A 26,654-nucleotide genomic window follows, 5' to 3' on the forward strand; every position below is an offset into this window, starting at 1 on the left:
GCCTTATTTATAGCAGATCGGCTTCACCTCAGGCGTTCATGCTTTTCTTGACGGCCCGCCCCTCGCTGTTGGCGCCTTTGGGCGCGCTGTCGAGGCGCTTGAGACGCTTTTCCTCGGCCTCAATATAGTTGCGGGTTAGCGGAACGGATTCCTGTTTGTGGGCGATCTGAATGTGGAACACCATCATGTTCTGCCAGCGGAAAGCGCTTTCAGACGCAGCCAGATAAAACTCCCACATGCGGCAGAAACGCTCGTCATAAAGCGCCTTGGCCTTGTCGCGATTGGCCATGAACGCTTCCCGCCAAGCCTTGAGCGTTTCCGCATAATGAAGCCGCAGGATTTCTATGTCGGTGACATAGAGCCCGGCCTTTTCGATATGCGGTAGAACCTCAGAAAGTGCCGGAATATACCCGCCCGGAAAGATATATTTGCGGATGAACGGATTGGTCGCTCCCGGCCCATCGGCACGTCCGATGGCATGCAGAAGGAAAACGCCATCCTGCTTCATCAGGCGAGCGACGTGCTGGAAATACTCGGCGAAATGCCCGACACCAACATGCTCGAACATGCCAACCGATACCAGCCGGTCAAACTTGTCGTCGATGTTGCGATAGTCGGTCAATTCGAACTTCGCACGGTCAGCCAGTCCTTCATCCTGCGCTCGCTGATTAGCAATGGCATGCTGCTCTTCGGATAAGGTTACGCCGGTGACATTGGCCTTGAGATAACGAGCCAAATAGAGCCCCATACCACCCCAGCCGCAGCCAATGTCGAGCACCTTGTCGCCCTCCTTCACCAATAATTTCGCCGCGATATGGCGCTTTTTGGCAAGCTGCGCCTCGGCGAGTGTAGCGTTTGGTGGATCGAAATAGGCGCAGGAATACTGCTTGTCCGGATCGAGAAACAGGTCGTAGAGTTCACCGGAAAGATCATAATGACTTTTGATATTGTTTGAAGACCGCGAAATCGTGTTCATCTGCTGGAAGCGGCGGAAAAAAATACGCAGCTTCGCCAGAGCTTTCATCCACGGTTCGGTCGCCGCAGTCGGTCCGGTATTCTCGAACACAACCTGAAGCAGCGTGTAGATGTTGCCGTTTAGAAAATCGATCTCGCCATCCATGAAACACTCGGCGAGTTTCAACTCCGGATCGAGGGCTACGGCCCGCTCGGCGTGCTTTGTCTTGAAGTGTATATGAACTGGTTCGCCAGTCCTGTCGCCGTACCGGGTAAGCGCACCACTAGAATCGGTGACCGTTAGGTCGCCGGTTTTAATCATATGCGAAATAACAGTACGCATCATTCCATACATCGGCCCCATCTCCTCTTGGGGATCGAAGCAGGCGTACGTCCATGCGTTTGCATGGCAGGCGGCGGTGCAAAAGTATCAGAGCCGCTCTGTCATCAGATTTTCAGGCAATATCCCCTCGGTCAATCGGCCTCGGGAGTAATGCCCAAGCAACGCGGACGTTTCCGTCAGCACCTCTCCAATCCAATACTAATATGTAGAATAAGGAGTTTTGCCGATCTGAAAAGAGAAAATGCCCGGCGGAGGCCGCCGGGCACGATCATATAAAGTTTACCACGATGGGAATGCGGACTGTCTGGCTTTGCATTCCCATAGATAATAGGTGGCTAAATTAAGCCTGATCTTCAGCTTCGTCCTCTTCGTCGAAAACTTCTTCCGACAGAGGCTGCTCTTCGATGCCGTAGATGGCTTCGATCGAGGTCAGGTCTTCACCCTTTGCCTGACGTTCGGCTTCTTCGGTCGAACGTGCGATGTTGACCGTAACCTGAACCTGAACTTCCGGATGCAGCGAAATCGAGACTTCGTGCAGGCCGATCGCCTTGATCGGATGGTTCAGTTCAACCTGGTTGCGGTGCAGGGTGAAGCCATTGGCTGAGATGATGTCGGCGATGTCACGGGTCGAAACGGAGCCGTAGAGCTGGCCGGTTTCACCAGCCGAACGCACAACGATGAAGCTTTCGCCATTGAGCTTTTCAGCGACGGCCTGAGCTTCGTTCTTGCGCTCCAGGTTCTGGGCTTCGAGCTGAGCGCGCTGGCCTTCGAACTTCTTCTTGTTGGCTTCGTTGGCACGAAGAGCCTTGCCCTGCGGGAGCAGGAAGTTACGAGCATAGCCGTCCTTGACCTTGACGGTTTCGCCCATCTGGCCGAGGCGGCCAATGCGTTCCAGAAGAATGACTTCCATTGGAGTTTCCTTTCGAGTTTCTGATTCGGTTACTGACTGTCAGCGCCCGGCATTTTCGAGACCGGCGCGCCGCGCGAAGTGTCGAAAAGTCCGAGAACCATGAAGATGAAAAGCAGGAATGCGAAGAGTATGATCGCAAAGTAAGCGAGCCACAGCGCTACCGGGCGCCACACCTTGCCGCGTGTGCGGAAATGCATGATGGCAAGACCTGACATCATGAAACCAGCGCTAAGCGCGCCTGCAACGACGGTTGCGATCAATCCGGCGCCGCCGGGAACAAATGCAACCGCAAGAGCGACCGCGAAGACGAGCAAGGCCGGGCGCGGCATACGCAGTGTTGCGGGCCAGTCATCACGCGGACGGCGCAGGCGACCCGACATGGAGATCAGGCGCTGTGCCAGATAAAGATTGCCAACGAGAATTGCGAGGCAGGTTGCCGGCTGGATTGCAGGCAAGGCGACCATCAGAAGCGACGTTACATTGCTGCGAATGTCATCGCTGGCCGTGAACTGCGGATCGGCTTCGGCAACCCGGTCGATAAGCGTATTTGCGAGTTCGCGCGCCATGTCCGGGCCAAAGCCCAGGATCGCACCGATGACGATGAAGCTGAGCGCCACCATCATGGCAAGCCGAAACACAATGTCTGAAAGCGGATACCAGACCAGAACATCCTGCGGTCCGCCGAGTTCTTCGGCTGGCCGCGCGAGTCCGGACAGATAGGCGCCGGTTGCTGCGGGAATGAAGCTGGTCAATGCCATCAGAAGTGCTGCAAGCGGGACGGCGACAACGCCGACGGCAACCGTAGCTGTGGCGGCGGCAACGATACCGGCGCTCGAACCCCAGCCAAGGGCAACAACGAAGATGGGAAGTGGTGTCAGGAAGTAGAGAACCATGGCCATAGCAGCCATCGCACCACCCTGGGCGATGACGCCGGACGACATCAAGGCCGAGGCAAGCCCCGCCAATATGCCGATACCGATAATGGTTCCATTGAATTTCATCAGTTTCGCTGTCCTGCTCCGGTCTTGCCGGTTCGCGCAGTTAGAGGCCGCTGCCCCAACTTGGGTTTTTATTACGCTTCATTGCGCCCATCGCAATGAAGGAAGGGGTTGGGAGGCAATCTCTGCGAGAACGCCTCCCAGAATCTTGTTCTTACTTCACAACGTAAGGCAGCAGGCCGAGGAAACGAGCGCGCTTGATCGCCTTGGCGAGTTCACGCTGCTTCTTCTGGCTGACAGCGGTAATACGGGAAGGAACGATTTTGCCGCGTTCGGAAATGTAACGCTGCAGAAGCTTGATGTCCTTGTAGTCGATCTTCGGTGCGTTTGCGCCGGAGAACGGGCACGTCTTGCGACGGCGATGGAAAGGACGACGGGTCGGGATCTGATTGATATCAACCATGATTATGCTCCTTCACCAGCTTCGTTGTCGCGTGGGCGACGTGGGCCGCGATCACCACGGTCACCGCGATCACCACGGTCGAAACCGCCTTCACGACGACGCGGACGATCATCACCATCGCGTTCGCGACGGTCGTCACGGCGGGTGAGCATGGCCGACTGGCCTTCTTCGTGTTCTTCAACGCGAACGGTGAGGAAACGAAGAACGTCTTCGTTGATGCGCATCTGGCGTTCCATTTCGGCAACGGCTGCAGCCGGAGCGTCAATGTTTACGAGCGTGTAATACGCCTTGCGATTCTTCTTGATACGGTAGGTGAGGGGACGCAGACCCCAGCTTTCGACCTTACCGACCTTGCCGCCATTAGCTTCGAGGACACCCTTGTACTGTTCGACGAGAGCGTCGACCTGCTGCTGGGAAATGTCCTGGCGGGCAAGAAGCACATGTTCATAAAGAGCCATTGGCTTTGCCTTTCTTCTGTTACAACATGCCGACACCAACGGCTAAGCCTCTGCGACTTCTCTTTTGCCGGAAAACCGGTGAAGAAAGGACGCTCACTGAGACGATCGAGAGCGGAGACACGGGAGGCAGAAGCGCTTGTGACTTCTACGGATGTTCGTGAATTTAACTGCACAAACAACCGGCCCTCCGTTCAGCCCCCAGCTGGTGCCGAGCAATGAACGGGCGGCTATTACGTGTTTTTCCCCGGCTTTGCAAGGCGCAAACCGCACAAAAACCGGGAAATACTTGACTTTGCTGCCCTCACTGAGGCACATCCCGCCAAATTGTGCATTTAATTGCAGGGCATGTTGGCGAAAACGGATATCGGTTTCGACGTTATCATATGCTTAAAACCAGAACGAGGCATCAATGGCGGTAGCATTTACTTTCCCCGGACAAGGCAGCCAGGCTGTGGGTATGGGCAAGGCTCTGGCCGAACAGTTCGCTGAAGCGCGCGCCGTTTTCGATGAAGTCGACGCGGCACTGGGCGAAAAGCTTTCCGCTACCATGTTCGAAGGGCCGGAAGACGTGCTGACGCTGACCGCCAATGCCCAGCCTGCGCTGATGGCCGTCTCGATGGCTGTGTTGCGTGTTATGGAAGCGCGCGGTTTTTCGTTGAAAGACAGGGTTTCCTACGTTGCCGGACATTCGCTTGGTGAATATTCAGCACTTTGCGCAGCCAGAACATTCTCGCTTGCCGATACGGCGCGTCTCCTGCGCATTCGCGGCAATGCGATGCAGAAGGCTGTTCCCGCTGGCGAAGGCGCGATGGCTGCGATCATCGGCCTTGAGCATGGCGACGTAGAAGCTGTCTGCACTGAAGCCAAGGCATCCGGCTCGGTTCAGATCGCCAATGATAATGGTGGTGGACAGCTCGTTATTTCCGGTTCAAAGGCTGCGGTCGAACTGGCTGCCAGGCTTGCATCCGAAAAGGGTGCCAAGCGGGCCATCATGCTGCCCGTATCCGCTCCCTTCCATTCGACCTTGATGGGCCCTGCTGGTGAGGCAATGCGTGAAGCGCTTGCTTCGGTTGAAAAGCACAATCCGATTGTGCCGCTCATCGCTAATGTGCGCGCAGCGCCGGTTACCGACGCCAACGAGATTGCGGATCTGCTGGTTGAGCAGGTTACAGGTCAGGTGCGCTGGCGCGAAACGGTCGAATGGTTTGCGGCCAATGGCGTCACCACGCTTTATGAAGTAGGTTCAGGCAAGGTTCTGACTGGTCTGGCGCGCCGCATCTCGAAGGATGTGACTGGCGCCGCCGTTGGTTCGGCTGAAGAGATCGAAGCAGCGCTTGCTGTTCTCGGCGCTTGATCCCGAAAAGTTGCAGACTTTTCGGATAAGATTATGCGATGGAAGTTGAGAAGCTAAAAGGGATTTCGCATGTTTGATCTGACTGGCCGCAAGGCTCTGGTAACCGGCGCAACCGGCGGTCTTGGCGAAGCGATTGCCCGCGCTCTTCATGCGCAGGGCGCAATCGTCGGCCTGCACGGCACACGCGAAGAAAAGCTGAAAGAGCTTGCCGCTGAACTTGGTGATCGCACCTTCATCTTCCCGGCTAATCTTTCTGATCGTGAAGCTGTGAAGGCTCTCGGTCAGAAGGCAGAAGAGGAAATGGGCGGCGTCGACATTCTCGTCAACAATGCCGGCATTACCCGCGACGGTCTGTTCGTGCGCATGAGCGACGAAGACTGGGATGCGGTTCTCAACGTCAACCTGACGTCGGTATTCAATCTGACGCGTGAGCTGACCCATCCGATGATGCGTCGCCGCAAGGGTCGTATCATTAACATCACGTCGATTGTTGGCGTGACCGGCAATCCGGGTCAGGCAAACTATTGCGCGTCGAAGGCGGGCCTCATTGGTTTCTCCAAGTCATTGGCGCAGGAAATCGCCAGCCGCAATGTAACGGTTAACTGCATCGCTCCGGGCTTCATCGAATCGGCCATGACCGACAAGCTGAACGAAAAGCAGAAGGAAGCGATTATGAGCAATATCCCCATGAAGCGCATGGGCGTTGGTGGTGATATTGCAGCGGCGGTTGTCTATCTGGCAAGCGACCAGGCTGCCTATGTGACGGGCCAGACCCTGCACATCAATGGCGGCATGGCCATGATCTAACCCTCCTTCTTCTCCCTATTATGGTATAAAATGCCTTAATACGGGGGCTGAAGAAGGAAAAGGCGCTTTGCCTTGCTCAAGAAGCATGGTAATGCGCCCATCGAGAATTGCGGCATTCTGAGTAGAAGTGCCGCGATCCTGTTCCGAAAGGAATATCCACAGGATGACTGTCCGGGCGGCTTCGCTCGAAACTTGGCAGACATCTTATAACTTGATTACAATCCTGCATGCCGCTAACCAAGGCAGAGCAACAAACACACAGGTCGAGGTTCCGACATGAGCGATACCGCAGAGCGCGTCAAGAAAATCGTTGTTGAACATCTGGGCGTAGATGCCGACAAGGTCACGGAAGGCGCAAGCTTCATCGATGACCTCGGCGCAGACAGCCTCGACACGGTCGAGCTGGTCATGGCTTTCGAAGAAGAATTCGGCGTTGAAATTCCTGACGACGCTGCCGAAACGATCCTTACGGTCGGCGACGCTGTGAAGTTCATCGACAAGGCTTCCGCCTAATCTGAACTTGGGCATTGGGCTGGGGTTCTCGCGAATCCCGGCCCTGCTTATTTTAAGTCGTTTCTTTCGTCTTCACGATCGGGACGCACATGCACAAAGGCCGTTCAGCGGCCTGTTTGTGAATCTGCCGGAACGCTGATCGAAGATCGTGTTCGTCATGGCAGGCTCCGGTTTCAACAATTGGAGCACCATCCCTTCCAGTCAGGCCCGGACATATGTTCTGCCGGTTAAAGCCTGCGGGGCGGTGTTCGTGACATAACAAAGTTTTAAGGGGTGGATATGAGGCGTGTCGTCATCACCGGTCTTGGTCTGGTGTCGCCGCTTGCCAGCGGTGTCGAAGAGACCTGGAAGCGTCTTATTGCCGGTGAAAGCGGTGCTCGCCGCATCACGGAATTTGAAGTTGACGATCTGGCCTGCCAGATAGCCTGCCGCATTCCGGTTGGCGATGGCACCAATGGCACCTTCAACGCCGACCTCCATATGGAGCCCAAGGAACAGCGCAAGGTTGATCCTTTCATCGTTTATGCTGTCGGCGCTGCCGATCAGGCGCTGGACGATGCCGACTGGCATCCTGAAAGCGACGAAGATCAGGTCCGTACCGGTGTTCTTATCGGTTCCGGCATCGGCGGTATCGAAGGTATTGTCGAGGCCGGCTACACGCTGCGCGACAAGGGCCCACGCCGCATTTCTCCGTTCTTTATTCCTGGTCGCCTGATCAATCTGGCTTCCGGCCATGTTTCCATCAAGCACGGGCTGCGCGGTCCAAACCATTCGGTTGTAACGGCTTGCGCAACCGGCACACATGCTATCGGCGACGCTGCCCGTCTGATCGCTTTCGGCGATGCGGATGTCATGGTTGCCGGTGGAACGGAATCGCCGGTCAGTCGCATTTCGCTGGCAGGCTTTGCCGCTTGCAAGGCGCTGTCCACCAAGCGTAACGACGATCCGACCGCAGCTTCCCGTCCTTATGACGAAGACCGTGACGGTTTCGTGATGGGCGAAGGTGCGGGCGTTGTGGTTCTCGAAGAGCTGGAACACGCACTGGCGCGTGGCGCGAAAATCTATGCGGAAGTTATCGGCTACGGTCTTTCGGGCGATGCTTACCACATTACTGCTCCGACCGAGAGCGGCGAGGGTGCCGAACGTTGCATGGTCGCTGCCCTGAAGCGCGCTGAAATCACGCCGGACCAGATCGACTACATCAACGCCCATGGCACGTCGACCATGGCTGACACCATCGAACTCGGCGCTGTAGAGCGCGTGGTTGGCGATGCTGCATCGAAGATTTCGATGTCCTCGACCAAGTCGGCTATCGGCCATCTGCTTGGTGCTGCCGGTGCAGCCGAAGCGATTTTCTCGACGCTTGCCATCCGCGACAATATTGCGCCGGCGACGCTCAATCTCGATAATCCGGCTGTCTCGACGAAGATCGATCTGGTTCCGCACAAGGCGCGTGAACGCAAGATCGATGTGGCTCTGTCGAACTCCTTCGGATTTGGCGGAACCAACGCTTCGCTGGTCCTGCGCCGATACTCCTGATCGGTATCGCTGAAAATAGAATATCGAATTTAAAAAAAACGCGGGGATTTCTCCGCGTTTTTGCCAAAATAAAACCGGATGCGATGTTTAAAATCGCGAACAGCGGTTAGTGTGGTTACGACTCCGAAGAGTTTCAGCCACTCTGACGAAAATAAGTGCAAAAAGCCGTTCTGGGCGGGCATTCGGCACAATGTGTCGGGAGGTTCGCCAAAATAGATAGACAGAGCCTTTCTCGTGGTTTGGTTCAAACTAACGAAATACTCTGGACCGAGGTGATTGAGTGAATTCAGAGGCGCCATCCGGAACACCCCCTGCAGACGAACTGCCCAAGGGCGTGACGCAGGAAACGAACGCGACTTCAAAGCCGTTCGTGCCGAAATCCGCGTCTGAAGCTCTGCGTCCCGAGCCGGGAACGCCGCCGCCGAGCAAGCGTTCGCGCCATGCCCGCAGCCAGATCGTGGTTTTCATGAATTTCATGCTGTCGCTGGTCGTGCTTGTTCTGCTCGGCGCGTCGGCCTTGTTCTATTTCGGCAAGATGCAGTTTGACGGACAAGGTCCGCTTACTGCCGAAACGACGTTTCTCGTCAAGCGCGGCGCTGGTATCGCCGAAGTTTCCAACAGCCTGGAAAATCGTGAAATCGTCAGTGACGCGCGTATTTTCCGCTATGGGATGCGGACGCTCGGTCATGAAAATGATCTGAAGGCGGGCGAATACGCCATCCCGGCGGGCGCTTCGATGCGCGATGTGATGAATATCCTCATCAGCGGCAAATCCATCATGTATCCGCTGACCATTCCAGAAGGTCTGACGGTCAAGCAGATTTTCGATCGTATCTCGGCTGATCCGACACTGGTTGGTGACATGCCGAAGGACATGCCGCCGGAAGGTTCGCTCTTCACCGATACGCTGAATTTCACGCGTGGCACGACGCGTTCGGAAATCATCGATCGTATGGTCGCCTCCCAGAAGAAGCTCGTGGACGACGCCTGGGCAAAGCGTGGTTCCGACCTGCCGATCAAGGACAAGAACGAATTTGTGACGCTGGCTTCCATCGTTGAAAAGGAAACCGGTATCGCGTCGGAACGCCCGCATGTGGCGTCGGTCTTCGTCAATCGCTTGAAGAAGGGCATGCGCATCCAGTCCGATCCGACCATTATTTATGGCCTGTTCGGCGGAGCTGGCAAACCTTCTGATCGGCCGATCTTCAAGTCGGACATCGAAAAGCCGACACCTTAAAATACCTATGTGATCAACGGTCTTCCGCCGACGCCGATTGCCAATCCGGGCAAGGCTGCGCTGGAAGCTGTCGCCAATCCGCTGGATACGGAAGACCTCTATTTCGTTGCCGATGGCACGGGTGGCCATGTGTTCTCGAAGACGCTGCAGGAACACAACGCCAACGTCCGTAAATGGCGCTCCGTGGAGCAGCAAAAGAATATCGAGCAACAGAACAATAGCGGCAGCAATACAAACCAAAGCGCGGGGCAGTAGCTTTTCGCTACGGCTTTGGTGAGTTTGAGAATGTGTAACCGAAGCCGGTGTTCGCCACCGGCTTCGGATTGGTTTTTAGAGTAAGTCCGCACTGTCGCGGGCGTGAGTTGAGGGGATGGAACGCATGGCGCTCCAAAGCATGACCGGTTTTGCACGCCATGCCGTGCAACATGCCATGGAAGGCGGAGAAGCGCGCATCATCTGGGAAGTGCGTTCCGTCAATGGTAAGGGGCTCGACCTTCGGCTGCGTCTGCCGCAAGGCCTTGAAGCCGCCGAACATCCTGTACGCTCCATGCTGGCGCGTCATTTTTCGCGTGGCAATTTTCAGGCAAGCCTCAGTGTGGAGCGCAGCGAGGCACAGGCTGGTTTCAGCATCAATCAGGCCATGCTCGCCGAGATCCTGAAGCTCGGTGCGGATTTGCAGGCAACGCACGGACTGGCCCCCGCCAGCGTAGACGGCATTCTTTCGTTGCGCGGTATCATCGATCAGGCACAGATGGCTGATGACGAAGACGAGCGCGGCGGACTGGAAGCTGCCGTCGTCTCAGGTTTTGAGGAAACGCTGAAAGCAATCGCCGATGCCCGCAAGCAGGAGGGCAAGGCTCTTTTCACTATTCTGTCCGCGCATGTTGACAGTATCGAGCGCCTGACCGTGAATGCCCGCCGCGACCCGTCGCGGAGCACAGACGCGATCAAGGCCCGTCTCGCTGGACAGGTGGCGCTGCTGATGGATTCCGCACGCGAGCTTGATGAGACGCGGCTCTATCAGGAAGCGGCGTTTCTGGCGACCAAGGCCGATATTCAGGAAGAGCTTGACCGGTTGGAGACCCATGTGGCATCCGCCCGCAAGCTTCTGGCGGATGGTGGCCCCGTCGGGCGCAAGCTCGATTTTCTTTCACAGGAATTTAATCGTGAAGCTAATACACTGTGTTCCAAATCGAATGCAGCGTCGATCACAGCCATCGGTCTGGAACTGAAGGCAGTCGTGGACCAGTTTCGCGAACAAGTACAAAATCTGGAGTAACAGGTATCATGGCCATCTCTTCGGTTGAAAATGGCGTCGCACGTAGAGGCTTGATGGTGGTGATCTCGTCGCCATCCGGAGCCGGTAAGTCCACCATTGCCCGGCTGTTGCTGGAAGACAAGAAGATGAACCTCTCGCTGTCGATCAGTGTGACGACGCGCCAGCGCCGCCCGAGCGAGATCGAAGGGGTTCACTACCATTTCAAGACGATCCGCGAGTTTGAACGCCTTCGTGACAATGATGAGCTGATCGAATGGGCCGAGGTCCATGGCAATTTCTATGGCACGCTGCGCGAAACGGCTGAGATCGCGCTGGCTGACGGTCAGGATATGCTGTTTGACATTGACTGGCAGGGTGCAGACCAGTTGCAAGCAAAGATGCCAGCCGATGTGGTGTCGATCTTTATTCTTCCGCCCACCATGCGCGAATTGCAGCAGCGCCTGAACCGTCGCGCGGAAGATACGGCGGATGTCATCGAGACCCGTTTGCAGAATGCGCGTTTTGAAATCCAGAAATGGGTGAAGTACGATTATATCGTCATCAATGAAGATCTTGATCGCTCCTTTGCGGCCATCAAGTCGATCATTGAAGCTGAACGTCTTCGCCGTGACCGCCGCCCGGGTCTGTTCGATTTCGTGACCGGTTTGCTGGAAGAAAATCCGGGTACTTAATTATTTAATAGGGTAGTTCGTAATTGCGATTTTCCTGAAGCATAGTTACTACGCAGTCGGCAAGTAATGTCACGTGATAATGCGCGCGAATAAGCCCTTCGATGTTCACTGTCACTTCTGGAAAGACGTTGCCGTTTAGCGCCGCGGGATAACGGAAGTGTTCTCCTTTGGGATCGGCGCTGTGTATGTGAGTGAGAATTCGCCGACAATGATTGCTCCACCGCCCATCGTCGTTGACGCCGTTATCTTTGAGTATTTTTTGAAGGTCATCATATAGCTTTAGGAGATCATGCCCGTCTGTTCGCGCGTCATCAACTCCAATATGAGCAATTTCGCGCAATGCTTCTTCGAGCGCTAACTCCATACTATGTCTCGCTAAATAGAAAAGTGGGATAGTAAGGCTTTGATTATTAATGGGATATTCAAGTGTATGGCGAGCCATTATTTCAAATGCTCTATCATAAGAGTAAGCATAGTAACTCCATGATTGACTTCCGTAGTCTTGGTTATCTCTGCATTTGAGCAAGGGTTTTAAGCGCCAAGGGAATTGAAGATCTTCTTCTTTCAAGATTTCATCGTAAGTCATTGTCAAAACTCCAGTTTAATCTGGATTCTATCTGTTTCGCTCACGAGGCGTTTGAACGCTTCTAGAAACGGCTTGCCGCCGCGTGTTTTCAATTTGCCCAGAGCTTCGGAGTTCCTGAAAACGAGTTCGCATTCACCGGGCCAGCCTGGACCTTGCCATTGCACAGCGTCCCAGAATGAGTCGAGTGTGTAACCGAAGGATTCCGGGTCTTGGGCTGGAACAGCGGAAAGATACCGTCGCCAAAGATCGTCAGGGTTTTCTATCCCGGCACAATCGATTTCGTAAATCGGCAGCATATCAGCCTAGCAGGATCAGCAGGCCGTCCACCATGCCGAGGACAAGAATGAGTGCGCCCATCGTGATGGCTGTCACGACCAGCATACGCTTTTGCCGGTCACGTTTTTCCGTTCGCTTGCCCGTCCAGTCGTAAGGCGATTCAGGCATTCCTCTCTCCAGACCGGCCTGACATCGAATATCGCTATGCAGGCTGTTACCCTGATAGCCTGCACTTTACCGGTGATATCTGCAAGTTAGATGACACTAAAAAGCAGGCATCTGAGCGAAAGCGCGGAAGACGGCAGGGCTCTTATACAGCCGTGCCTCCCACTGTTACCTGATCCATGCGCAGATGCGGCTGGCCGACGCCGACAGGTACCCACTGACCACCCTTGCCGCAATTGCCGCTACCCGTATCAAGCTTCATATCGTTGCCGATCATCGAAATCCGCTGCATCGCATCCGGACCATTGCCAATCAGCATCGCTCCCTTGATCGGCGCGCCGACCTTGCCGTCCTCGATCATGTAGGCTTCCGTACAGCCGAACACGAACTTGCCGGAGGTGATATCGACCTGACCACCGCCAAAGGAAACGGCATAGATGCCCTTTTTCATGGAGGCGATGATCTCTTCCGGCGTCTTGTCGCCGGAAAGCATGTAGGTGTTCGTCATGCGCGGCATAGGTGCGTGAGCATAGGATTCGCGGCGTCCATTGCCGGTAGCTTCCATGCCCATCAGGCGGGCGTTCTGGCGATCCTGCATATAATTGACGAGTTTGCCGTCTTCGATCAGCACGGTGCGATTGGTCGGGGTGCCTTCGTCATCAATGGTCAGCGAACCCCGGCGCTCGGCAATCGTGCCGTCATCGACGACCGTGACACCCTTGGAGGCAACCTGCTGTCCAAGCAGACCGGCAAAGGCAGAGGTCTTTTTTCGATTGAAGTCGCCTTCCAACCCGTGCCCGACGGCTTCATGCAGCATCACACCCGGCCAGCCATTGGCCAGAACGATGTCGAATGTGCCTGCCGGGGCAGGGATAGCTTCCAGATTGACGAGGGCCTGACGCAATGCCTCATCGGCGGCATGCTGCCAGCTTTCAGCGGTGATGAACTCGCCAAAGCCCTTGCGTCCGCCAACCGTATGCGAACCTGATTCCTGACGGTCGCCATCGCCTGCCACTACCGCAACGCTCAGGCGCACCATGGGTCGTATATCGCGTACGAAATGACCGTCGGCGCGCAGAATTTCGACCTGCTGCCACGAGCCTGCGAGCGAAACGGAAACCTGACGTACTTTCGGGTCCTTGGCACGCAGATAGGCGTCTATTTGCTGCAAAAGCTGCACCTTGGAATCGAATGTCGGCGAACCGATGGGGTTTTCATCCGTGTAAAGGTGACGGTTGGTGCCGGCAGGTGCCGCCGAATAGTTTCCGCCGTAGCCCTTAAGGGTTGCAGAAACCGCATCGGAAGCGCGCTTCAAGGCGGCAAGCGAAAGATCGCCCGCGTGGGCATAGCCGATTGCTTCGCCTGCGACCGAGCGCAGGCCGAATCCCTGATCCTGATTGAAGGAGCCGGTCTTGAGACGACCATTGTCGAAAACAAGCGCCTCCGCCTCGCGATATTCCACGAAGAGCTCTCCGTCGTCGCTGCCCTTCAGGCTTTGGGCGACAAGACGCTCGATATCGTCGCGGCTGGCGTCGAAACTGTCGATCAGGCTTTTCATAAAATAAATCCTGCAGCATGTGTTTGCTGCAGGATGTAAGCCTTAAATCGGTTGAGAACAACCGGTCATCTCAGTTGTGATCAAGGCAACGCGTCGAAGCCTTCACCGAACCCCTTGAGATCGACAGGAATGCCCACGCCTTCTTCCGGCGTCTGGAAGACGATGAAGGTCGCAGCCTTGCCGGAACGCAATGTCTTGAGAAGTTCATCCTCTAGGATCACTTCGGCGTAGCAGCCGTCTTCGAAGCAGCGGACGAAATAGGCGCGACCGATATCCTTGCCGTCGACATTGAGGCCAAGACCGTTGGGCAACAGAACGCCTAGCGGCGCCAGAACGCGAAGGATGCGCGCCTTGTTGTCTGCTGTCTTGAGAACGACGACCGAAAGACCCAGTTCAGGGCGCTTTGCGGCGACCACATTCTGGATCAGCGCGCATTGCTCAGTCTTGGCGCCCGCAGGCGTATCACACAGAACGGACCATGCGCCATGCTGCGACTTGAGCTTGCCGCTCTGCTGCGGGCTGCTCGGAGCCGCCTGCGACTGGGCAGCAGGGGCCTCTTGTGGGGTTTGTAACTGCGCCGGTGTTTCCTGAGCAACCGAAGGAAGCGTTGCAACGGCAAGCGTCAAGCTGACGCCTGTTGCAAGAGTTGCGAGGCGCTGGCTGATCGTGCGGCGGGCAAGCATGCGAAAAGTCATGAAATCTCCAGATCGAATCACCGGGACGTTAACGCGCTGCATTGGCCATGAAAAGCGCCGTGATTGGCGATTATCAGTCCTGGCCATCATAGCAACGGTGATACCGTCTGTTGCGTCGATTGTCACGCGGCACGTTAAAGGAAACGTCTTGTCAAATCATGGCTTCATTATGGGTTTCGTACGGTTTTCCCAAGTTTTCACGGTGAAAACGAGCAGCTCCGGCGCATTGATTAAACTCGGACATTCGCTCTTTCCCACATGGACTGCGCGCAAAAATGCCGCACAGGAACATATTCGCCTTCCTTGCGGTGTGCGCTAAGGTGTGGTTTGAACGCCGACGGGGGATGCGGCCGTCTTTAGCGTCCGGCGTCCAGCTCGAAAGGGCGAAAAGGGAGAGAGTTCTGGTGGATAAGATTGTTGCCACAACGAAGAGCGCCTTCGGCGGCGCTCTTGCAGTGCTGTGGACGACTGGTGCCGCTTTTGCGGACCAGCCCCGTCCCTGGGAATGGAGATTTCAGGACGCAGCGACTGGAATTGCCGAACAGATTCATTGGTTTGAGCGCTATACGCTCTGGTTTATCATTCCAATTACCTTGCTGGTTCTGTTCTTGTTGCTTTGGGTGGTGTTTCGCTTTCGTGCGAGCGCGAACCCGGAGCCATCCAAAACCAGCCACAATACCGCTATTGAAGTGGTCTGGACCATCGGGCCTGTGATCATTCTTCTGTTTTTGGCGGTTCCGTCTTTCCAGCTTCTGACGGCGCAGTATTCGCCGGAAGATCCGACGCTGACGGTCAAGGCGACAGGTTATCAGTGGTATTGGGGTTACGAATATCAGGTCGATAATCCGGTCAGCTTTGATGCCCTTCTTCTGAAGGATGGCGATCGCGCCGCTGCCGGCAAGGAAGACCGCGCGCGTTATCCGCGTCTTCTGGCCGTCGACAATGAAGTCGTGGTTCCGGTCGGCGAAACGGTTCGTCTTCTCGTCACTGCTGCCGATGTGATCCATTCGTGGACCATTCCGGCTTTCGGCGTGAAGATGGACGCTGTTCCGGGTCGTATCAACGAAGCCTGGTTCAAAGCGGACAAGGAAGGCCTCTACTACGGTCAGTGCTCTGAGCTTTGCGGCAAGGATCATGGCTTCATGCCGATCGCCGTGCGCGTTGTCTCGAAAGAGCAATATCAGACCTGGATCGCCGCTGCGGGATCGGATCTGAACGGCGCGAACAAGGCGCTTCAGGCCGCTGTTGAAGGTGGCGCAAACGATAAAGTGGCTGCGGCGGGTCTCTGATCCCGAACGCCAAGACTGTTGAAAAACGGGAGCGAATTCCATGGCTGGCACAGCAGCTCACGAGCATGGTGCTCACGACGACCACAAGCCGCACGGCTGGGTTCGTTGGGTATACTCGACCAATCATAAAGACATCGGTACCCTGTACCTGATTTTTGCAATCATCGCCGGTATTATCGGCGGCGCCCTGTCGATCGCGATGCGCGCTGAACTCCAGGAACCGGGCATCCAGATTTTCCATGGCTTGGCGTCCATGGTTTACGGTGTTGAGGGCGATGCCGCGCTTGATGCCGGCAAGCAGATGTTCAATGTGTTCACCTCCGCGCATGCTCTGGTCATGATCTTCTTCATGGTCATGCCCGCGCTGATCGGTGGTTTTGCCAACTGGATGGTGCCGCTGATGATCGGCGCGCCGGACATGGCTTTCCCGCGCATGAACAACATCTCGTTCTGGCTTCTGCCGCCTGCGCTGTTGCTGCTGATGATCTCGCTGTTCATGCCTTCGGCACCCGGTGGTTGGGGCCCCGGTGGCGGCTGGACACTGTATCCGCCGCTATCGACGACCGGCCAGCCTGGTCCGGCAATCGATTTCGCCATTCTGGCGCTGCACATTTCCGGTGCTTCGTCGATTCTCGGCGCGATCAATTTCATCACCACGATCCTGAACATGCGCGCTCCGGGCATGACGCTGCACAAGATGCCGCTCTTCGCCTGGGCTGTTCTGGTGACGGCATTCCTGCTGCTGCTTTCGCTGCCGGTTCTGGCAGGTGGCATCACCATGCTGCTGACCGATCGCAATTTCGGAACGACCTTCTTTACGCCGGATGGTGGTGGTGATCCGATCCTTTACCAGCATCTGTTCTGGTTCTTCGGGCATCCGGAAGTGTACATTCTGATCCTGCCGGGCTTCGGCATTGTCAGCCACATCGTGTCGACCTTCTCGCGCAAGCCGATCTTCGGTTACCTCGGCATGGCTTACGCCATGGTGGCAATCGGTGTCGTGGGCTTCGTCGTCTGGGCTCACCACATGTATACGGTTGGCCTGTCACTCGACACGCAGCGTTACTTCGTGTTCGCCACGATGGTCATCGCTGTTCCGACGGGTATCAAGATCTTCTCGTGGATCGCGACGATGTGGGGCGGTTCGATCACGTTCCGCGCACCGATGCTGTGGGCAATCGGCTTTATCTTCCTGTTCACGGTCGGTGGTGTGACGGGTGTTCAGCTCGCCAATGCCGGTCTCGACCGCGCACTGCACGACACCTACTACGTTGTGGCGCACTTCCACTACGTTCTGTCGCTGGGTGCGGTGTTTGCGATCTTCGCGGGCTGGTACTACTGGTTCCCGAAGATGAGCGGCTACATGTACAATGAGTTTACGGCGAAGCTGCATTTCTGGGTCACCTTCGTTGGCGTGAACCTGGTCTTCTTCCCGCAGCACTTCCTCGGTCTTGCTGGCATGCCGCGCCGTTACATCGACTATCCGGATGCCTATGCAGGCTGGAACATGGTGTCGTCCTACGGCTCCTATATTTCGGGCTTCGCAGTCCTGATCTTCCTCTACAATGTCTTCGAGGCATTTGCGAAGAAGCGTGAAGCCGGTGCAAACCCATGGGGTGAAGGCGCAACCACGCTGGAATGGCAGCTCTCGTCGCCACCGCCGTTCCACCAGTGGGAACAGCTGCCGCGCATCAAGTAATCGTGCGATGGGCGGAGTCCGGAAAAGACTTCGCCCTTCTTTACAAAATGTGCTATGGGCGGGCGGCATTCTGTTCCGCCCGTCGCCGGTAGACGAAAAAGTCGGCCATCAAGCACGGCATTTCCGGCGGGAACAGAACGGTTTCCGGGAGGACATTGTTGTGATTGTGCCGATCCGTGCTGTAGGGGCGCGGTGTTCGGACCGGTGAATTTGAGGTTTTTAAAGTCAAAATGTCTCTGGTGGAAAAAAACGCAGGTACCGACGACGCGCTCGCTCTCTCCGAAGCGACTGCGCGGGATTACCTTGTTCTTTTGAAGCCCCGGGTGATGTCCCTTGTGGTCTTCACCGGGCTGGTCGGTCTCGTGGTCGCACCGGGACATATGAATCCTGTGCTCGCTGCCATCAGCATCTTGTGCGTAGCGGTCGGCGCTGGCGCGTCTGGTGCGCTGAACATGTGGTATGATGCTGATATTGACGCAGTGATGAAGCGCACGCGCAACCGGCCTATTCCAGCTGGCATTATTGCGCCCAATCAAGTTCTGGCCTTCGGCCTGACACTTTCAGCCTTTTCAGTCGTCACGCTTGGCCTGATGGTCAACTGGCTGTCGGCCGCACTGCTTGCCTTTACGATTTTCTTTTATGCCGTCGTTTATACGATGTGGCTGAAGCGCTCGACGCCACAGAACATCGTCATCGGCGGTGCGGCAGGTGCATTCCCTCCGATGATTGGCTGGGCGGCTGCAACAGGCGAAATCACCTGGGACAGCGTCGTTCTGTTCATGATTATCTTCCTGTGGACCCCTCCGCATTTCTGGGCGTTGTCGCTTTTTTCAGCCAATGATTATGAAGCGGCGCGTATTCCGATGATGCCGAACGTCAAGGGCGAGCTTTCGACCCGGCGTCAGGCACTCTTCTACTCGATCATCATGGCGCCGGTTGGCGTTCTGCCGTGGGTGCTTGGCTTTGCGGGTCCGGTCTATGGCGCGATTTCCACGCTGCTTGGACTGGCCTTCGTTTACTATGCATGGCGCATGTGGGTTGCCGGATCACAGCCTGAAATGCTGGCCGCCGCCCGCAAGTTGTTCCGTTTCTCGCTGCTATACCTGTCGGGATTGTTTGCGGTGCTGCTTGTCGAGGCACTGGTAATGAAGGCGTTGATCGCCTTTGGAGGGTTCTAATGGATAAAACCGTACAGAAGCCGACGGACAACGAGCTGGAGCTGATTGTTCCGACGGAACAGCAGAAGCGAGCCCAGCGCAATCGCTCTTGGGGATTGGCAATCGCTCTGGCGCTGTTCGTGCTGCTTGTTTACATCGGCACAATTGCGAAACTGGGTGTGAACGTTTTGGTGCGGCCGATCTAGCTTGTCTCCCAAACACGGGAGCCGATTTTGGGATAAAGACTGCATACATACAACGGTTTAAAGCCTGTCGTATGAAGTAGATAATACGCGATACGCTTTAAACTTAATCTGGGAGGAGAAAATGGCGGATCAGCAGGAAAAGGATCAAAAGCTGAAGAAGCAACAGCGCTCCAATGCGACGATTGCTTTTGCGTGCCTGTCTTTCTTTGTCTGCATGATCGGTGCAGCCTATGCTTCCGTTCCGCTCTACCGCATTTTCTGTCAGGTGACGGGCTATGGCGGCACGACGCAGCGGGTGGAGCAATATTCGGATACTATCCTCGACAAGACCATCAAGGTGCGTTTCGACGCGAATACGGCCAATGGACTGGCATGGGATTTCAAGCCCGTACAGCGCGAGGTCACGGTTCGCATCGGCGAAACGACGATGATCAAGTATGAAGCGCGTAACCTGTTCGATCAGCCGACCTATGGTCGCGCGAGCTTCAACGTCGCGCCAGGTCGGGCAGGAGCTTACTTCAACAAGGTTGAATGCTTCTGTTTTACAGATACGACCCTGCAGCCGGGCGAAGACATGGAAATGCCGGTGGTGTTCTTTGTTGATCCGGAGATCGTCAACGATCCCGATCTGAAGGACGTCAAGACGATCACACTGTCCTATACATTCTTTCCGATTGAAAAGCCGAAGCCGGTCGCAAATGTCAAGGCCGAGACGCCAACCAACGGAAGCTGATGCCTAGCGCATGTCTCCCAAAAGTGGGAACCGGTTTCAGGAGACATGCGTAAAAACAAAAGATCGAGCATTTCCAGCAAAAGTGCGGAGCGGTTTTGCGTAGGATAATGCGCATAAAACAAGAAGATTGAGCATTTCCAATGATCCAGGGAATCACGAAATGTTCTAGCGGCGCATAATGCCGCAAAGACAAAACAATGAAGCGGTTTTATTCTGACAAGAAATACCGCTTGTTAGAGACAGACTTGCTTGGCACCGCGTTAGGGGTTTAAGCAGGAAGGTACGAGAGAGGAGCCCCTAAGGGGATTTACGGGGAGAGACATGGCCGACGTTCATCAGAAAAATCACGACTATCATATTATCGCGCCCAGTCCTTGGCCGTTCCTGAGCTCGGTGGGTGCATTCGTGCTTGCCGTCGGCGGTATTGCCTGGATGCGTTACATCAATGCCGGTGAGCTGCCGTTCTTCGGCCTCAACATTGTGACGCCGTGGATATTCTTCATCGGCCTCGCGATCGTGCTTTACTGCATGTATGGCTGGTGGGCTGATACGATCAAGGAAGGGCATGAGGGCCACCATACCCGCGTCGTGTCGCTGCATCTGCGCTACGGCATGATCATGTTCATCGCCTCGGAAGTTATGTTCTTCGTGGCGTGGTTCTGGGCGTTCTTCGATGCAAGCCTCTTCCCGAATGAAGTGCATCAGGTAGCGCGCGCCACGTTCACAGGTGGCGTCTGGCCTCCGAAGGGCATCGAGGTTCTCGATCCGCTGCACCTGCCGCTCTACAACACCGTAATCCTGCTTCTGTCGGGCACGACGCTGACCTGGGCGCACCACGCGCTGCTGCACAATGACCGCAAGGGCATGATCACCGGTCTCGCAATCACCGTGGCGCTGGGTGTTCTGTTCTCCTTTGTGCAGGCATACGAATACATCCACGCACCGTTTGCGTTCAAGGATTCGATCTACGGCGCGACCTTCTTCATGGCGACCGGTTTCCATGGTTTCCACGTTATCGTCGGCACGATCTTCCTTCTGGTCTGCCTCTTCCGCGCAATCGGCGGTGACTTCACGCCAAAGCAGCATTTCGGTTTCGAAGCCGCTGCCTGGTATTGGCACTTCGTTGACGTGGTCTGGCTGTTCCTTTTCTTCGCCATCTATGTATGGGGTGGATGGGGCGCACCGATGCACGCCGGCTGATCATTAGCGGGTAAAAATTCCGAGGCGGCCCTGGCAACATGGCCGCCTTTTGTTTGTGAAAAGATATTGAGAAGGGAAGCGTAATGCCGGATCAGAACATTTATCCGCCGGTCGATCCCATAAAGAGTGGCATTGCCGGACACTGCCCGCGTTGCGGCGAGGGGAAGCTGTTCGACGGCTTCCTGAAAGTCGCTCCACGCTGCTCGGCTTGCGGACTGGATTACGCGTTTGCTGATTCCGGCGATGGTCCGGCGGCGTTTGTCATTTTGATTATCGGCTTCATCGTCGTTGGTCTAGCGCTCTGGATGGAAGTGAATGTGGGGCCGCCGCTCTGGGTACATTTCATTCTCTGGGTGCCGCTCGCCATTATCCTCAGCCTCGTCGCCATGCGATGGGCCAAAGGCATCCTTATCAATATGCAATATCGCAACAAGGCAGCGCCGGGGCGGATAGACAGCCGACAGGATGACAGTAAATGACGACAGCACAGCAGTCGCATCGCTTTCCGTGGGGTGTGGTGATCGCATCCGCCATAGCGCTCGTCATTTTGCTGGCGCTTGGCACCTGGCAGGTGGAGCGTCTGCAATGGAAGGAAGCGCTGATCGCATCGACCGAACAGCGCGTTCATGAAGCGCCTTTGCCGCTTTCCGAAATGGAAAAAATCTACAAGCAGGAGGGATCGGTCGAATATCGCCCGGTGACGGTCTCGGGCACTTTCATGCATCAGGGAGAGCGGCATTTTCTGGCCACCTATGAAGGAGCCGCCGGATATAATGTCTATACGCCATTGATGCTTGAAGATGGGCGTTTCGTGCTGGTTAATCGCGGCTTCGTTCCCTACGAAAAAAAAGATCCTTCAACACGTGTTGAAGGACAGGTCGATGGCCTGGTGAGTGTGACCGGTCTGGCACGCGACCCCTTGCCGGCAAAGCCCGGGTTTTTCCTTCCAGACAACGATATCGCCAAGAATATTTTCTATTGGAAAGACTGGACGGCGATGGCCGAAAGCGCCGATCTGCCAAATCTGGATGAGGTCGTGCCGTTCTTCGTCGATGCAGATAACAAACCCAATCCAGGTGGTCTGCCTATCGGTGGCGTGACGATTATCGATTTTCCCAACAACCATTTGCAGTATGCAATGACATGGTACGGCCTCGCTCTGGCCCTGATAGGGGTTGTCGGGACGTGGTTGTGGCGCTATCGCTGTCTTAGGAAAAGTGGAGACCGGTTTTCCGTCCGAGACAGCGAGAATAAAAACGAAGAGGGGTGAGGGGTTGACAACGGCCTCGTTGCAGCCCAACTCCCAGACGAGTGCATGTTTCCCAAAAGAGCGCACCAGTTTTGGGGACAAAGACATGTGTGAAACAAAAACTTAAACGCGTTATGCGCTTAAAGTTTCAAGCCACGCCGAACCTTGCGAGCACGCTTCATGACCGATCAGCGACCATCACTGGAAATTCGTCTTTGCGGGCCGCGCGGCTTTTGTGCCGGAGTGGACCGGGCGATCCAGATTGTTGTGCTGGCGCTGAAGAAATATGGCGCGCCGGTTTATGTTCGTCATGAGATCGTGCACAACCGATATGTAGTTGAGGGTCTGCAGTCGCGTGGCGCGATCTTTGTCGAGGAACTGCACGAAATACCTGCGGAGCACCGCGATCAGCCGGTAGTATTCTCCGCCCACGGTGTGCCGAAATCGGTGCCTGCCGATGCGGAAGCCAAGAACCTGTTCTATCTCGATGCAACCTGTCCGCTGGTTTCCAAGGTTCATAAGCAGGCCATGCGTCATCAGCGCCTCGGTCGCCATGTCATTCTGATAGGCCATTCCGGTCATCCGGAAGTGATTGGCACGATGGGGCAATTGCCGGACGGTGCGGTGACATTGATCGAAACGGTTGAGGATGCGCGCAGCTGCCATTTCGATGATGAGAACAATCTCGGCTTCGTGACGCAGACGACGCTTTCGGTGGACGACACAGCAGGCATTATCGAAGAATTACAAGCACGCTTTCCAAACCTTTCCGCGCCTGCTGCGGAATCGATCTGCTATGCCACGACCAACCGGCAGGATGCAGTGCGTTCCGCCGCTCCCGGATGCGATCTTTTTCTGATCGTCGGTGCGCCCAATTCCTCCAACTCCAAGCGACTGGTTGAAGTGGCGGAGAAGGCGGGCGCACGGATGTCGATGCTGGTTCAACGCGCGGCTGATATCGAGTGGGACCGCATCGGTGATATATCGGTTGTGGGGTTATCGGCAGGTGCTTCCGCGCCTGAAATCATCGTCGATGAAATCATCGATGCCTTCAAGGCACGCTTCAACGTGAAGATTGAACTGGCCGAAACTACGGTCGAAACCGAGAATTTCCTTGTGAATCGCGAGATTCGCGATGTGGAACTGACGGTGCAGGATATGGCATTCGTCAACGGGGAACACCGGGTGGTCGGTATTCCGAAATTGATGCCCAAGATCATACAAGGGAAATAAGCGGCATGGCCGTCTATACGGATATCAATGAAATCGAACTTGGCGCTTTCCTGCAGCAGTACGATATCGGCACACTGACATCTTACAAAGGTATCGCGGAGGGAGTGGAGAACTCCAACTATCTTCTGCATACGACTTCTGGTTCGTTTATCCTGACGCTTTACGAAAAGCGCACCAATCGCGAAGATCTGCCGTTCTTTCTCGGCCTGATGCAGCATCTGGCTAGCCGTGGGCTCGAGTGCCCGCAGCCTGTGGTTCGTCGTGATGGCACGACAATTGGCGAGCTTGCCGGACGGCCTGCTGCAATCGTCACTTTCCTTGAAGGCATGTGGATGCGTCGCCCGACGGTGGAGCATTGCGAAGCGGTCGGCGAAGGGCTGGCACATATGCATCTGGCAGGCGCCGATTTTTCGTTGCGCCGTCGTAATGGCCTGACGCTTGCCGACTGGCGCCCGTTGTGGAACCTGTCGCGTGGGCGCGCGGATACGGTGGAACCGGGCCTCGTCCGCGAGGCGGAAGCTGATCTTGCTTTTCTGGAAAAGAACTGGCCTGCCGACCTGCCGCAGGGCGTGATCCATGCTGATCTTTTTCCGGATAATGTCTTCTTCCTTGGTGACAGGCTTTCGGGCTTCATCGATTTCTATTTCGCTTGCACGGACACTCTGGCCTACGACGTTGCCGTCTGCCTGAACGCATGGTGCTTTGAGAAAGACTTCTCCTACAATCGCACCAAAGGTGCAGCACTGCTGCGCGGCTATACTTCGGTTCGTCCGCTTTCCGCGGCGGAAGCCGATGCACTGCCGGTTCTGGCGCGTGGGGCCGCCATCCGCTTCATGCTCACCCGGCTTTATGACTGGCTGAATGTTCCCGAAGGCAGTTTCGTGGTCAAGAAAGACCCGATGGAGTATGTGCGCAAGATCCGCTTCCATCGCCAGATCGAAACTGCTGCCGAATATGGTCTTGAGCAGCAGGGAGCAGCTGCGTGAAGCGGATTGAGGCTTATACGGACGGTGCCTGCTCGGGCAATCCCGGCCCCGGCGGCTGGGGCGCAATCCTGCGCTGGAATGATAATGTCAAGGAACTGAAGGGCGGCGAAGCCGACACGACCAACAACCGCATGGAGTTGATGGCGGCTATTTCGGCGCTTTCGGCACTCAAAGAACCGTGCGAAGTCGATCTTTATACGGATTCGGTCTATGTGCGTGACGGCATTTCCGGCTGGATCGAAGGCTGGAAACGCAATGGCTGGAAGACTGCAGCCAAAAAGCCGGTCAAGAATGCTGAGCTTTGGCAGGCGCTTGATGAAGCGCGCAAGCCGCACAAGGTCAACTGGCATTGGGTCAAGGGCCATGCCGGACATCCGGAAAATGAACGCGCCGACGAACTTGCCCGGGAGGGCATGGAGCCATTCAAGTATGGTGGGCGTAAGTCACTGAAAGTGCAATAAACTTGCATGAAAAAGGGCGGCATTGCCGCCCTTTTTTGTTAGAGCGCCGATCTGATCCAGTCAGATCGAAACGCGCGCTAATGAAATCGTTGGAAATGCTCTAGATCAAAGCTGTTCGAGAATGCCCGACGCAGCCGATGTAACCGCTTGTCCGGCCTGCTCTTCGATGTTGAGCGTCGTGACCACACCGTCTTCCACGATTGCCGAATAACGCTTGGAACGAATGCCAAGGCCGCCAGCCGTTGCGTCGAGCTCAAGGCCTGCCGCTTTTGTGAACACTGCCGAACCATCGGCCAGATAGAGGATCTTGCCTTCGCCGCCCGTGCTCTGTGCCCAAGCGCCCATGACAAAAGCATCATTCACCGCAACAACCGCGATCTGGTCGACACCCTTGGCAAGGATCGCATCGCGATTATCGAGATAGCCCGGCAGGTGATTGAGGCTGCAGGTCGGCGTAAAGGCGCCTGGAACGGCAAAGAGAACGACTTTCTTGCCCTTGAAGACTTCGTCGGTCGTCATTTCCTTGACGCCGTCTGCGGTCTTCACCTTGAAAGTCGCTGCAGGCAACTTGTCGCCAACTTTGATCGTCATCTAATTTCTCCTCGGGGCAGGGGGCCGTCTGCTCCGCTGCCTACTGTCAAACTCTAATCGCACCGCGAAGCGCGGGCGGCACAGTTAAACCGATAACAGGTCGCTGGACAATTTTAAAACAAGGATAGAAGCAGGAAAAACTAATCCAGCGTCACTTGACCGGAAACGGCTTTCCCGCCCTGCACGATGGTATAGTCAACGACGGCATTATCTGCCTCCCCGTGCACCTTTGCAGTGAAACGGTGGCCGGGCTGACTACTTTCAATTGCGACGGCATCGGAAATCCTGATCTTGTCGCTGGCGACAAACAACTCCACAGGGGCGGCGGGGTCGGGAACAGCAAGGTCGAAGACGGCTTGGTCTCCATCCCGCTTCACATCGCTTATGCCGAACGTTGAGGTTGCCGCCGTCGGTAGCCGGTCGAACGCAGTCTCAATGATCGTGCGGGCCGCTATCGCTTGTGGCGAATCCTGTTGTCCGTCTCCATTGAGTGGGAAATCGAACGTAGCCTGCACCGGAATGCATATTTTTTCACAGACACCAAGGAAAACATGGCCTTTCAGCCGCGTGTCGGCGGCTGTGAGGTGAAAGACTATCGGCAGTGAAACGGGCTGTTTATATCCAATCCCGCCTTCATCTTCTCCGCCAAACCGGACGGGTGCAGGAAAATCGATCTGTGCTTTCGCCTCACCTTCGATGTTGATCTGCGGCGGAACTCCCGCATCGCCGGGATTACGCCAATAGGTTTTCCAGCCTGGCTGCAACTCAACTTGCAAGGCACCGCGCCGTTCGTTGCTGGTCGCGTTGTTCGGGCTGTTGTCTTCAATGATGACGCGAACACGCCCGCCGGGCGTCTCGGTCCAGTCAGAGGTCGAGGCCAATGCCGGAAGTACCAGCGAGGCCAACAGAAACGGTGCTAGTGCAAGAGTTCGGATGTTCATGGGCAAAAGATGGAATGAAAAGATGGTCGCTTCAAGTCCAATATTGTCGAGCTGCGACGTCCATCGGTTGCTTGTGCGGAGGAAGCCTAGGCGGCGTGGACGAATTTGAGCCAGTATCTTGCGGTAGCAATATGAACCATGCTGATGAAGCTCTCGGCGAGTT

At 55.8% G+C, this 26,654-nt stretch carries 29 protein-coding genes and 1 pseudogene; 18 read left to right on the forward strand and 12 right to left on the reverse strand.

The window, feature by feature from the left end; translation table 11 throughout:
- Positions 1–28: 28 nt before the first annotated feature.
- The 5 genes from KWJ32_RS08935 to rpsF form a co-directional block, all read right to left on the reverse strand.
- Positions 29–1,309, reverse strand: a complete 1,281-nt coding sequence (locus tag KWJ32_RS08935; RefSeq protein ID WP_012090835.1) for a cyclopropane-fatty-acyl-phospholipid synthase family protein — start codon at positions 1,307–1,309, stop codon at positions 29–31.
- A 328-nt stretch (positions 1,310–1,637) separates the two neighbouring features.
- Positions 1,638–2,207: a 50S ribosomal protein L9 gene (rplI, locus tag KWJ32_RS08940; RefSeq protein WP_012090836.1), complete on the reverse strand. Its 570-nt coding sequence runs from the start codon at positions 2,205–2,207 to the stop codon at positions 1,638–1,640.
- A 29-nt stretch (positions 2,208–2,236) separates the two neighbouring features.
- Positions 2,237–3,208, reverse strand: a complete 972-nt coding sequence (locus tag KWJ32_RS08945; RefSeq protein WP_012090837.1) for a DUF2232 domain-containing protein — start codon at positions 3,206–3,208, stop codon at positions 2,237–2,239.
- Between the two features lie 151 nt (positions 3,209–3,359).
- Positions 3,360–3,608, reverse strand: coding sequence for a 30S ribosomal protein S18 (gene rpsR, locus KWJ32_RS08950; RefSeq protein WP_006466219.1), 249 nt, complete (start codon positions 3,606–3,608; stop codon positions 3,360–3,362).
- A 2-nt stretch (positions 3,609–3,610) separates the two neighbouring features.
- Positions 3,611–4,066 carry a 30S ribosomal protein S6 gene (rpsF, locus tag KWJ32_RS08955; RefSeq protein ID WP_010658387.1) on the reverse strand — a complete coding sequence of 152 codons (456 nt, stop codon included), beginning with the start codon at positions 4,064–4,066 and terminating at the stop codon, positions 3,611–3,613.
- Positions 4,067–4,475: 409 nt separating this feature from the next.
- Between rpsF and fabD the strand changes: the two genes are divergently transcribed.
- From fabD to gmk, 7 genes and pseudogenes are all read left to right on the forward strand, one after another.
- Positions 4,476–5,420, forward strand: coding sequence for an ACP S-malonyltransferase (gene fabD / locus KWJ32_RS08960; protein ID WP_012090838.1), 945 nt, complete (start codon positions 4,476–4,478; stop codon positions 5,418–5,420).
- A gap of 69 nt (positions 5,421–5,489) precedes the next feature.
- The gene (gene fabG / locus KWJ32_RS08965) at positions 5,490–6,227 is read left to right on the forward strand and encodes a 3-oxoacyl-[acyl-carrier-protein] reductase (protein WP_012090839.1); all 738 of its coding nucleotides are present in this window, start codon (positions 5,490–5,492) and stop codon (positions 6,225–6,227) included.
- Between the two features lie 276 nt (positions 6,228–6,503).
- The gene (locus tag KWJ32_RS08970; protein WP_002963616.1) at positions 6,504–6,740 is read left to right on the forward strand and encodes an acyl carrier protein; all 237 of its coding nucleotides are present in this window, start codon (positions 6,504–6,506) and stop codon (positions 6,738–6,740) included.
- A 279-nt stretch (positions 6,741–7,019) separates the two neighbouring features.
- Entirely contained in the window at positions 7,020–8,279 is a 1,260-nt protein-coding gene (gene fabF, locus KWJ32_RS08975; protein WP_010658390.1) for a beta-ketoacyl-ACP synthase II, read from the forward strand.
- 280 nt (positions 8,280–8,559) lie between these two features.
- A pseudogene (gene mltG / locus KWJ32_RS08980) lies at positions 8,560–9,771 on the forward strand (endolytic transglycosylase MltG).
- Between the two features lie 124 nt (positions 9,772–9,895).
- Positions 9,896–10,795, forward strand: a complete 900-nt coding sequence (locus KWJ32_RS08985) for a YicC/YloC family endoribonuclease (protein WP_012090841.1) — start codon at positions 9,896–9,898, stop codon at positions 10,793–10,795.
- An 8-nt stretch (positions 10,796–10,803) separates the two neighbouring features.
- Positions 10,804–11,466, forward strand: coding sequence for a guanylate kinase (gene gmk, locus KWJ32_RS08990; protein WP_012090842.1), 663 nt, complete (start codon positions 10,804–10,806; stop codon positions 11,464–11,466).
- A gap of 4 nt (positions 11,467–11,470) precedes the next feature.
- Here gmk and KWJ32_RS08995 read toward each other — a convergent pair whose 3' ends face one another.
- From KWJ32_RS08995 to KWJ32_RS09015, 5 genes are all read right to left on the reverse strand, one after another.
- The gene (locus KWJ32_RS08995) at positions 11,471–12,052 is read right to left on the reverse strand and encodes a hypothetical protein (RefSeq protein ID WP_041544953.1); all 582 of its coding nucleotides are present in this window, start codon (positions 12,050–12,052) and stop codon (positions 11,471–11,473) included.
- A gap of 2 nt (positions 12,053–12,054) precedes the next feature.
- Positions 12,055–12,348 (reverse strand): barstar family protein, encoded by a 294-nt coding sequence (locus KWJ32_RS09000; protein WP_040129769.1) that lies wholly within the window; start codon positions 12,346–12,348, stop codon positions 12,055–12,057.
- Position 12,349: 1 nt separating this feature from the next.
- Positions 12,350–12,496, reverse strand: a complete 147-nt coding sequence (locus KWJ32_RS09005) for a hypothetical protein (protein WP_158304317.1) — start codon at positions 12,494–12,496, stop codon at positions 12,350–12,352.
- Positions 12,497–12,638: 142 nt separating this feature from the next.
- The gene (gene tldD / locus KWJ32_RS09010; protein ID WP_012090845.1) at positions 12,639–14,051 is read right to left on the reverse strand and encodes a metalloprotease TldD; all 1,413 of its coding nucleotides are present in this window, start codon (positions 14,049–14,051) and stop codon (positions 12,639–12,641) included.
- Positions 14,052–14,131: 80 nt separating this feature from the next.
- The gene (locus KWJ32_RS09015) at positions 14,132–14,746 is read right to left on the reverse strand and encodes an invasion associated locus B family protein (RefSeq protein ID WP_012090846.1); all 615 of its coding nucleotides are present in this window, start codon (positions 14,744–14,746) and stop codon (positions 14,132–14,134) included.
- A 404-nt stretch (positions 14,747–15,150) separates the two neighbouring features.
- On the opposite strand from KWJ32_RS09015, the gene coxB reads away from it, so the two are divergent.
- From coxB to rnhA, 11 genes are all read left to right on the forward strand, one after another.
- The gene (coxB, locus tag KWJ32_RS09020) at positions 15,151–16,035 is read left to right on the forward strand and encodes a cytochrome c oxidase subunit II (RefSeq protein ID WP_012090847.1); all 885 of its coding nucleotides are present in this window, start codon (positions 15,151–15,153) and stop codon (positions 16,033–16,035) included.
- Between the two features lie 40 nt (positions 16,036–16,075).
- Positions 16,076–17,734: a cytochrome c oxidase subunit I gene (ctaD, locus tag KWJ32_RS09025; protein WP_010658398.1), complete on the forward strand. Its 1,659-nt coding sequence runs from the start codon at positions 16,076–16,078 to the stop codon at positions 17,732–17,734.
- A 230-nt stretch (positions 17,735–17,964) separates the two neighbouring features.
- Complete coding sequence (locus KWJ32_RS09030) at positions 17,965–18,912, forward strand: heme o synthase (RefSeq protein ID WP_012090848.1); 948 nt, start codon at positions 17,965–17,967, stop codon at positions 18,910–18,912.
- On the forward strand, positions 18,912–19,097 hold the full coding sequence (locus KWJ32_RS09035; protein WP_010658400.1) for a hypothetical protein: 186 nt from the start codon (positions 18,912–18,914) through the stop codon (positions 19,095–19,097). The genes KWJ32_RS09030 and KWJ32_RS09035 overlap by 1 nt, the downstream gene beginning before the upstream one ends.
- Positions 19,098–19,218: 121 nt before the next feature.
- Positions 19,219–19,830 (forward strand): cytochrome c oxidase assembly protein, encoded by a 612-nt coding sequence (locus KWJ32_RS09040; RefSeq protein ID WP_012090849.1) that lies wholly within the window; start codon positions 19,219–19,221, stop codon positions 19,828–19,830.
- Between the two features lie 321 nt (positions 19,831–20,151).
- The gene (locus tag KWJ32_RS09045; protein WP_012090850.1) at positions 20,152–21,030 is read left to right on the forward strand and encodes a cytochrome c oxidase subunit 3; all 879 of its coding nucleotides are present in this window, start codon (positions 20,152–20,154) and stop codon (positions 21,028–21,030) included.
- Between the two features lie 83 nt (positions 21,031–21,113).
- A complete protein-coding gene (locus KWJ32_RS09050) occupies positions 21,114–21,509 on the forward strand; it encodes a DUF983 domain-containing protein (RefSeq protein WP_010658403.1) in 396 nt (131 codons plus the stop codon).
- Positions 21,506–22,300, forward strand: coding sequence for an SURF1 family protein (locus KWJ32_RS09055; RefSeq protein WP_012090851.1), 795 nt, complete (start codon positions 21,506–21,508; stop codon positions 22,298–22,300). The genes KWJ32_RS09050 and KWJ32_RS09055 overlap by 4 nt, the downstream gene beginning before the upstream one ends.
- Positions 22,301–22,459: 159 nt before the next feature.
- On the forward strand, positions 22,460–23,512 hold the full coding sequence (ispH, locus tag KWJ32_RS09060) for a 4-hydroxy-3-methylbut-2-enyl diphosphate reductase (protein ID WP_012090852.1): 1,053 nt from the start codon (positions 22,460–22,462) through the stop codon (positions 23,510–23,512).
- Between the two features lie 5 nt (positions 23,513–23,517).
- Positions 23,518–24,498: a homoserine kinase gene (locus KWJ32_RS09065; RefSeq protein WP_012090853.1), complete on the forward strand. Its 981-nt coding sequence runs from the start codon at positions 23,518–23,520 to the stop codon at positions 24,496–24,498.
- Complete coding sequence (gene rnhA / locus KWJ32_RS09070) at positions 24,495–24,959, forward strand: ribonuclease HI (RefSeq protein ID WP_012090854.1); 465 nt, start codon at positions 24,495–24,497, stop codon at positions 24,957–24,959. Before KWJ32_RS09065 ends, rnhA begins: the two co-directional genes overlap by 4 nt.
- A gap of 105 nt (positions 24,960–25,064) precedes the next feature.
- On the opposite strand, the gene KWJ32_RS09075 is transcribed toward rnhA, so the two are convergent.
- Together KWJ32_RS09075 and KWJ32_RS09080 are read right to left on the reverse strand one after the other, a co-directional pair.
- Positions 25,065–25,550: a peroxiredoxin gene (locus tag KWJ32_RS09075; RefSeq protein WP_010658408.1), complete on the reverse strand. Its 486-nt coding sequence runs from the start codon at positions 25,548–25,550 to the stop codon at positions 25,065–25,067.
- A 140-nt stretch (positions 25,551–25,690) separates the two neighbouring features.
- A complete protein-coding gene (locus KWJ32_RS09080) occupies positions 25,691–26,491 on the reverse strand; it encodes a protein-disulfide reductase DsbD domain-containing protein (RefSeq protein WP_012090855.1) in 801 nt (266 codons plus the stop codon).
- Between the last annotated feature and the right edge of the window lie 163 nt (positions 26,492–26,654).

The organism is Ochrobactrum sp. BTU2 (assembly GCF_024539785.1).
GTDB classification, from domain to species: domain Bacteria; phylum Pseudomonadota; class Alphaproteobacteria; order Rhizobiales; family Rhizobiaceae; genus Brucella; species Brucella anthropi.

Coding starts and splice junctions, on each gene's coding strand:
- KWJ32_RS08985 (WP_012090841.1), top strand. CDS start 9,896: ATGGCGCTCCAAAGCATGACCGGTTTTGCACGCCATGCCGTGCAACAT.
- ispH (WP_012090852.1), top strand. CDS start 22,460: ATGACCGATCAGCGACCATCACTGGAAATTCGTCTTTGCGGGCCGCGC.
- KWJ32_RS09000 (WP_040129769.1), bottom strand. CDS start 12,348: ATGCTGCCGATTTACGAAATCGATTGTGCCGGGATAGAAAACCCTGAC.
- KWJ32_RS09035 (WP_010658400.1), top strand. CDS start 18,912: ATGGATAAAACCGTACAGAAGCCGACGGACAACGAGCTGGAGCTGATT.
- KWJ32_RS08935 (WP_012090835.1), bottom strand. CDS start 1,309: ATGTATGGAATGATGCGTACTGTTATTTCGCATATGATTAAAACCGGC.
- fabF (WP_010658390.1), top strand. CDS start 7,020: ATGAGGCGTGTCGTCATCACCGGTCTTGGTCTGGTGTCGCCGCTTGCC.
- gmk (WP_012090842.1), top strand. CDS start 10,804: ATGGCCATCTCTTCGGTTGAAAATGGCGTCGCACGTAGAGGCTTGATG.
- tldD (WP_012090845.1), bottom strand. CDS start 14,051: ATGAAAAGCCTGATCGACAGTTTCGACGCCAGCCGCGACGATATCGAG.
- KWJ32_RS09065 (WP_012090853.1), top strand. CDS start 23,518: ATGGCCGTCTATACGGATATCAATGAAATCGAACTTGGCGCTTTCCTG.
- KWJ32_RS09040 (WP_012090849.1), top strand. CDS start 19,219: ATGGCGGATCAGCAGGAAAAGGATCAAAAGCTGAAGAAGCAACAGCGC.
- KWJ32_RS09015 (WP_012090846.1), bottom strand. CDS start 14,746: ATGACTTTTCGCATGCTTGCCCGCCGCACGATCAGCCAGCGCCTCGCA.
- rplI (WP_012090836.1), bottom strand. CDS start 2,207: ATGGAAGTCATTCTTCTGGAACGCATTGGCCGCCTCGGCCAGATGGGC.
- KWJ32_RS09045 (WP_012090850.1), top strand. CDS start 20,152: ATGGCCGACGTTCATCAGAAAAATCACGACTATCATATTATCGCGCCC.
- ctaD (WP_010658398.1), top strand. CDS start 16,076: ATGGCTGGCACAGCAGCTCACGAGCATGGTGCTCACGACGACCACAAG.
- KWJ32_RS09080 (WP_012090855.1), bottom strand. CDS start 26,491: ATGAACATCCGAACTCTTGCACTAGCACCGTTTCTGTTGGCCTCGCTG.
- fabD (WP_012090838.1), top strand. CDS start 4,476: ATGGCGGTAGCATTTACTTTCCCCGGACAAGGCAGCCAGGCTGTGGGT.
- KWJ32_RS09005 (WP_158304317.1), bottom strand. CDS start 12,496: ATGCCTGAATCGCCTTACGACTGGACGGGCAAGCGAACGGAAAAACGT.
- KWJ32_RS09050 (WP_010658403.1), top strand. CDS start 21,114: ATGCCGGATCAGAACATTTATCCGCCGGTCGATCCCATAAAGAGTGGC.
- fabG (WP_012090839.1), top strand. CDS start 5,490: ATGTTTGATCTGACTGGCCGCAAGGCTCTGGTAACCGGCGCAACCGGC.
- KWJ32_RS08970 (WP_002963616.1), top strand. CDS start 6,504: ATGAGCGATACCGCAGAGCGCGTCAAGAAAATCGTTGTTGAACATCTG.
- KWJ32_RS09055 (WP_012090851.1), top strand. CDS start 21,506: ATGACGACAGCACAGCAGTCGCATCGCTTTCCGTGGGGTGTGGTGATC.
- KWJ32_RS08995 (WP_041544953.1), bottom strand. CDS start 12,052: ATGACTTACGATGAAATCTTGAAAGAAGAAGATCTTCAATTCCCTTGG.
- KWJ32_RS08945 (WP_012090837.1), bottom strand. CDS start 3,208: ATGAAATTCAATGGAACCATTATCGGTATCGGCATATTGGCGGGGCTT.
- rpsR (WP_006466219.1), bottom strand. CDS start 3,608: ATGGTTGATATCAATCAGATCCCGACCCGTCGTCCTTTCCATCGCCGT.
- KWJ32_RS09075 (WP_010658408.1), bottom strand. CDS start 25,550: ATGACGATCAAAGTTGGCGACAAGTTGCCTGCAGCGACTTTCAAGGTG.
- rpsF (WP_010658387.1), bottom strand. CDS start 4,066: ATGGCTCTTTATGAACATGTGCTTCTTGCCCGCCAGGACATTTCCCAG.
- KWJ32_RS09030 (WP_012090848.1), top strand. CDS start 17,965: ATGTCTCTGGTGGAAAAAAACGCAGGTACCGACGACGCGCTCGCTCTC.